3 protein-coding genes are annotated in these 6,949 nt (G+C 72.0%); 2 read left to right on the top strand and 1 reads right to left on the bottom strand.

Translation table 11 applies throughout. From position 1 onward, the window contains the following. Positions 1-3,186 (bottom strand): IPT/TIG domain-containing protein (locus ABT023_RS28680; protein WP_350889770.1); only part of this gene is annotated, 3,186 nt, incomplete at its 3' end. Positions 3,187-3,508: 322 nt separating this feature from the next. On the opposite strand from ABT023_RS28680, the gene ABT023_RS28675 reads away from it, so the two are divergent. Both ABT023_RS28675 and ABT023_RS28670 read left to right on the top strand, forming a co-directional pair. Beyond that, complete coding sequence (locus tag ABT023_RS28675; RefSeq protein ID WP_350889768.1) at positions 3,509-4,801, top strand: low temperature requirement protein A; 1,293 nt, start codon at positions 3,509-3,511, stop codon at positions 4,799-4,801. Between the two features lie 321 nt (positions 4,802-5,122). Further along, positions 5,123-6,703, top strand: a complete 1,581-nt coding sequence (locus ABT023_RS28670; RefSeq protein ID WP_350889766.1) for a DHA2 family efflux MFS transporter permease subunit — start codon at positions 5,123-5,125, stop codon at positions 6,701-6,703. The last annotated feature ends 246 nt before the right edge of the window (positions 6,704-6,949 follow it).

The raw sequence follows: 6,949 nt of genomic DNA, 5'->3' as shown, positions 1-6,949 counted from the left end.
CCGCTGCCCGGTGGTGCCAGGGAACGACACCACCGCGTTCTGCCCCGGCACGGTGGTGGTCACCGACACCGCCGCGCCGCCCGGGGTGGCCGCCGCCGTGGCGTCGGCGGGCACGTCGTGCACCTTCGCGGTGATGCTGCCGACGACCGTGCCCTTCGGGTCGACGAGGACGGTGTACGTGCCGGCCACGGTCAACGCCTGGGTGTCGAGGAAACAGGAGGTGCCGCAGGTCGTGTTGGACACGATCGTGGTGCCGTCGGGGCGGCGCAGCGTCACCGTCGCCTCGGAGGCGCCGAACGTGCCGCCGCTGAGCTGCACCGCGACCCGCTGGCCGGCCGTGGCGGGGAAGGAGACCACCGCGTTCTGGCCGGGCACGGTGGTGGTCACCGACGCCGCCGCGCCGCCCGGGGTGGTGTTGGCGACCGCGTCGTTGGGCAGGTCGTAGACCCGGGCGGTGACGGCGCCGAGGGTGGTTCCGGTCGGGTTGACGAACACCGTGTACGTGCCGGTGGCCGGGAGGGTGACCGCGTTGAACGCGCAGCTCGTGCCGCAGTAGCTCTCGCTGACCACGGTGGAGCCGTCCGGGGCGCGCACCGTCACGGCGGCGTTGTAGGTGCCGAAGGTGCCGTTGGCCAGGGTCACCGAGACGACCTGCCCGGCGGTGCCGGGGAAGGAGACGACGGCGTTCTGCCCCGGCACGGTGGTGGTCACGGTGACCGCGGCCCCGCCGGGCGTGGTGGTCGCCGAGGCGTCCGCGGGCACGGCGTTGACCTGCGCGGTGACCTGGCCGACGTAGGTGCTGTCGGGGTTGAGCAGCAGGGTGTACGTGCCGTCGACCGGCAGCACGACCGTGTCGAAGAAGCACGACGCCCCGCAGTACGCGCTGCCCGTCAGGCTCGACCCGTCCGGCTTACGGATCACGCCCGAGGCGTTGTACGTCCCGTACGTACCGCCGCTGAGCTGCACCGACACCCGCTGCCCGGCCGTGCCGGCGAACGACACCACCGCGTTCTGCCCCGGCGTCGTGGTGGCCACGGTGACCGCCGCGCCGCCCGGGGTCGCGGTCGCCGTGGCGTCCGACGGCACCAGGTGGACCTGCGCCGCGACCTGCCCGACGTAGGCGCCGTCGGGGTTGAGCAGGAGCGTGTACGTGCCGTCGACCGGCAGCACGACCGTGTCGAAGAAGCACGACGCCCCGCAGTACGCGCTGCCCGTCAGGCTCGACCCGTCCGGCTTACGGATCACGCCCGAGGCGTTGTACGTCCCGTACGTACCGCCGCTGAGCTGCACCGACACCCGCTGCCCGGCCGTGCCGGCGAACGACACCACCGCGTTCTGCCCGACGACCGTTGCCACGGTGACCGGGGCGGAGCCGGGTGTGGTGCTCGCCGTCGCGTCCGCCGGCACGTCGTGGACCTGCGCGGTGACCGCCCCGACGTAGCTGGTGTCGGGGTTGACCAGGATGGTGTACGTCCCGTCGACCGGCAGGACCGTGGTGTCGAACAGGCACGAGCTGCCGCAGTAGGCGCTGCCGGTCAGGTTCGACCCGTCCGGCTTGCGCACCACCGCCGAGGCGTTGTACGTCCCGTACGTGCCGCCGGTGAGGTGGACCAGGACCCGCTGGCCCGCCGTGCCGGGGAACGAGACGACGCTGTTCTGGCCGGGAACCGTCGTGGTGGCGGTGACCTGGGGGCCGCCGGGAGTGGTCGTCACGGCGGCGTCGGCCGGCACGTCGTACACCTGGACGGTGATCGCGCCGGTGGTGGTGGACTGCGGGTCGACCGCGACGGTGTACGTGCCGTCGGTGGGCAGCACGGCGGTGTCGAGGAAGCAGGCGGTGCCGCAGGATCCGTTGGAGGTGACGGTGCCGCCGCCCGGCTTGCGCAGCGTGACGGCGGCGTTGTAGGTGCCGTACGTGCCGCCGCTGAGCTTGACCGAGACGCGCTGGCCGGTGCTGCCGGCGAAGGTGACGGCGGCGTTCTGGCCGGGCACGGTGGTGGTGACGGTGACCGGGTCCCCGCCCGGCGTGGTGGCCGCCGCCGCGTCGGCGGGCACCTCCCGCACGGTCGCGGAGACCGAGCCGGTGGCCGTGCTCGACGCGGCCAGCAGCAGCGTGTACGTGCCCGCCGTGCGGGCCGTCACCGTGTCGATGAAGCCGGTGGCGCCCACGCACCCGGACGACGCCGCGGTGCGCCCGAACGGGTCGAGGACCTTCGCGGTGGAGATGCCGCAGGAGCCGAAGGTGCCGTCGGCGAACTGCACGCTCGCCCGCTGCCCCTCGGTCAGGTCGAACACGACCAGCGCGACGTCGCCGGCGCTCGGGATCGACACGGACCCGGTGCCGCCGAGCGCGACCCGGGAGGTGTGCACCACGTCGGCGACGGTGTACGGGGCGGGGGCGACGAAGACGTCTGCGGCGGCGTCGCCGCTGCCGTGCCGGGTACGGACCCCGATCCGGCCGGAGCCGGCGCCGGTGGGCACCTGGACGGTCAGGCTGCCGGCGGCGACCGCCGAGGGGAAGGCCCGGGTGCGGTTGAGGGTGACGGCGTTGTCGGCCGCCTCGGCGGCGAAGCCGGTGCCGGTGACGGTGACCGTGCCGCCGGGGGCGACGAGGGCCGGGGAGATGCCGGTGACGGTCGGCGCGGACTCGTCCGGCCCGACGACCACGAAGGACTGCGGGCTGCTCACGCTGGCCCCGCCGACGGAGACGGTGACCAGGCCGGTGGTCGCCCCGGCGGGAACGCGGGCGACCAGTCGCCGGCCGGCGGCTTCGGTGACCGTGGCCGGGACGCCGTTGAACGCGACGGTGTTCTCGGCCGGCACGGTGGAGAAGCAGCCACCCTCCAGGGTGACCTCGGCGCCGACGGCCGCCCGGGCCGGCACCACCGACAGCAGGGCGAGCGCGGGGCTGCCCTCTCCGGTGACGGAGGTGATGTTGCCCGCCGGGTCGTACCGGTACCGGGCGGTCCGGCCGGCCTGGTCCTGCACGCCGGCCAACTGCCCGGCGGCGTCGTACGCGTAGCCGACCGAGTCGCAGGAGACCGAGGCCGGGACCATGTCCGGCAGGTCCGCCCGGACGGCGAGCGCCGGCAGCAGGACGAGTGCGGCGAGGGCCGCACCGAACCGCAGTCGGGCACCGGCCCAGACCCTCGATCGGATGGTGCGGGGGCCGAGCGGTCCCGACATGCTGCCTCCCAGGACGGTACGTTCTGGGAGGCAACGTAGGCGGTTTCCATCAACGGGCATAGATCGCCGGGTGGACGGAGGCCCGCGCACTGAGATCACCCACAGTGCCCGCGCCGCCTACCGGCCGAAACGCCCGCAGCGGTCGCGGTGATGTCGGCTATCGGACAGTTGATTGCGTTGCCTGATCCCGGGGCAAAAGCGGGCAGGTCAGCGGGCATCTCCGAAAGGGCGCGCACCGTTGCAACCCACCCGGTGGGTGAGCAGCGGGCGGGTATTCCTCGTTCCTTCCCGTGGCTTCCGGCGCGCTGCCACACTCGGCAGGATGAGCGCCGCCCGCCAGCCCGGCCGGTTCCTGCCTGCCGCACCCGGGTCGCGGGTCACCCGGCTGGAACTGTTCTACGACCTGGTGTTCGTGTTCGCGTTCCTCAACGTCACCACGCTGGTGGCGGAAGAACTGAAGCCGATCGCGCTGCTCTACGGGGCGGTGGCGCTGGCGCTGCTGTGGTGGTGCTGGGTCAGCTTCGCCGCGCTTGGCAACTACCTGCGGGCCGACCAGGGAGTGGTCCCGCTGATCGGCGCGGTGACGGTGGCCGCGCTGCTGGTGCTGGTGCTGGCGCTGCCCGAGGCGTTCTCCGACCGGCCGGGCGGCCCACCGGGGCCGTTGGTCTTCGCGGGCAGCTATCTGGCCATCCGGGGACTTCAGGTGTTCGTGCTGGTGACGCGCAGCCGGGAGCGGCGCGGCACGCTGTGGCGGCTGAGCCTGCCGGTGATCATCAGCATCACACTGATCCTCACCGCCGGGCTGCTGCCGTCCGCGCCGGATTGGTCGAGGGTGAGCTTGCTGCATCTCGGGCTGTGGGTGGCCGCGGTAGGGGTCGAGTTCATCATGGGGCCGAGGGCACGCGGCTCGGGCCTGACGGTGGTCTCCGCCGGCCACTGGGCGGAGCGGTACGCGCTCATCGTGCTCATCGCGCTCGGCGAGTCCATCATCGCGCTGGGCACGGGGGCGCAGTTGACCATCGGCCTCCCGTTGACCTGGCCCGTGGTGGTGGCGGCGGTCCTCGGCGTCACCGTCATCGCCGCGCTGTGGTGGATGTACTTCGATGTCCTGGCTCCGGCGCTGGAGCAGACGATGCACCGCACCCGGGACGCCGCGCAGCGGTTGGTCCTGGCCCGAAACGCGTACGCCTACCTGCACTTTCCCCTGATCGCGGGGGTCATCCTGTTCGCGCTGGGCCTCAAGCGGTACCTGACCACCGTCGCCGAAACGCGGGGCGACGCCTGGCTCGCCCGGCCGGCCGGGCTGGACGACGTCGCCCTCTTCGGCGGGGTGATCATCTACCTCACGGCGTTGCTCGCCCTGGAGTGGCGCGCCGTTCGGCGGGTACGGGCGGCACCGGTGGTCACGCTCGTGGTGTTCGTCGTCGGTGCGGTGGCCGTGGGCAAGTTGCCGGCGACCATCAGCCTGGCGCTCCTGGCGCTGATCTGCGTCGCGCTGGTGCTCGGTGGACTGCGCAGCGGCGATCCGCTTCGCCGCCAGGTGCGCCAGACGGTTCTTGAGGAGCAACTCGCCGCCGAACACGACCAGTCGGAGTGGCGCCGCCGCAACCTGTGACGGCGCGGGTCCGGCCGGCCGTGACGCCGCGCCGAGGTGGCCCGACCACGGGCACCGGCCGGCGGCCTCCCGGAATCAGTGACCGTGACCACAGCCGGATGATCCGATAAAGGGCGGTGAGTTGGGCGTCGGCCTTGTTACCGTCGCGACGTGCGTCCGCAGGCGGACCAGACGCGCGAGGGGGGAGACGGCGTGCGGGCCCGGGGGCACCGGCGGTCGTCTGCGACCTTCCCACCTGACCTCTGACTCAGACGTGGGGCCGCGCGCGGTGTGGCGTGCGGCTGACCGGCGTCATTCGCAAGTTTCACCAGGAGATTCGCTTTGAGTAGTCCATCCGCGGCGCCGGCCAAGCTCGACGCCGCCGTTCTGAAGATCGCCGGGGTCGTGGTCCTCGGTGCGATCATGTCGATCCTCGACGTGACGGTGGTCAGCGTCGCGCTGCCCACCTTCCAGACCGAATTCGACGCGTCGTACGCCCGGGTCGCCTGGACGATGACGGGCTACACGCTGGCGCTGGCCACGGTGATCCCGTTGACCGGCTGGGCCGCCGACCGGTTCGGCACGAAGCGGCTCTACATGGCGGCGCTCCTGCTGTTCACGCTCGGCTCCGGCCTGTGCGCCACCGCCGACTCGATCGGCCAGCTCATCGGCTACCGGGTGCTGCAGGGTCTCGGCGGCGGCATGCTGATGCCGCTCGGCATGACGATCATGACGCGGGCGGCCGGCCCGGAGCGGATCGGCCGGCTGATGGCCGTGCTGGGCATCCCGATGCTGCTCGGCCCGATCGGCGGGCCGATCCTGGGTGGCTGGCTGATCGACGTGGCCAGCTGGCACTGGATCTTCCTGATCAACCTGCCGATCGGCGCCATCGCCCTGGCCTACGCGCAGTGGGCGCTGCCGAAGGACAACCCCGAGCCGTCCGAGTCGTTCGACATCGTCGGCATGCTGATGCTCTCGCCGGGTCTGGCCCTCTTCCTGTACGGGGTGTCGTCGCTGCCCGAGACCGGCACGTTCGCCGACCGCAAGGTGTGGCTGCCGATGCTGGTGGGCGGCCTGCTGGTCATCAGCTTCGTCCTCTACTCGTTCAAGCCGAAGCACCCGCTGCTCGACCTGCGACTGCTGCGCGACCGCAACCTCACGGTCGCGACCGTGACGCTGGCCGTGTTCACGGTCGCGTTCATGGGGGCCGGCCTGCTGTTCCCGAGCTACTTCCTGCAGGTACGCGGCGAGTCGACGCTCGACGCCGGCCTGCTGATGGCGCCGCAGGGAATCGGGGCGATGATCACCATGCCGATCGCCGGCATGCTGGCCGACAAGTTCCCGGTCGGCCGGACGGTGCCGTTCGCGCTGGTGCTGATCGCGGCCGGCTTCTTCACGTTCACGCAGGTCGGCACCGACACCTCGTACTGGCTGCTGTGCGGTTCGCTCTTCGTCATGGGCCTGGGCATGGGCGGCACGATGATGCCCATCATGACGTCCGCGCTGAAGACGCTGACGAACCACGAGGTGGCCCGCGGCTCCACGCTGCTGAACATCCTCCAGCAGATCGCCGGCTCGGTCGGATCGGCGGTGATGTCGGTGATCCTGACCAAGGAGCTGATCAGCTCGCCGGTCATCCCGGGGGCGGTCGACCCGAACACCGGCGCACCGGTCACCGAGGCCGGCCTCGCGATCGCCGTCAAGCAGAACCCGGACCTGGCCCAGCAGTTCCCGGTCGACCCCGGAATCCTCCAGCGGGGCCTAGAGTTCGTGGCCGACTCGTTCGGCACCACGTTCTGGGTCGGCTTCGCGCTGATGCTGCTGACGTTCGTCCCGGCCTACTTCCTGCCGCGCAGGCGGCAGAAGTCCCAGCTGCTCGACGACGAGCAGGGCGGCAACCGCGCCCCGGTGATGATCCACTGATCGGCGGCGTGGGCCGCGCGGCCGACCCCGCCGCGCCGGTCACGGGGCGAGGCGCTTCTCGAACCAGTGGTGGGCGTAGGGCTCGGCGTTGAAGGGCTCGACCCCCACCCGCGCTTGATCAACCCGGCGGGGGGGGGGGGGGGGGGGGGGGGGCGCCGCCCGGGGGGCGGCGCCGGTTCGGGGTGTTGGTGGGGTAGGGGGGGGGGGGTGGTTAGTTGAAACAAAATAAATAAAAAAAAAAAAAAA

This window comes from Micromonospora sp. NPDC002296 (assembly GCF_040296145.1).
Taxonomy (GTDB): domain Bacteria; phylum Actinomycetota; class Actinomycetes; order Mycobacteriales; family Micromonosporaceae; genus Micromonospora.
The sequence above is the reverse complement of the archived record's forward strand: the minus strand, read 5'-3'. Positions and strand labels throughout refer to the sequence as shown.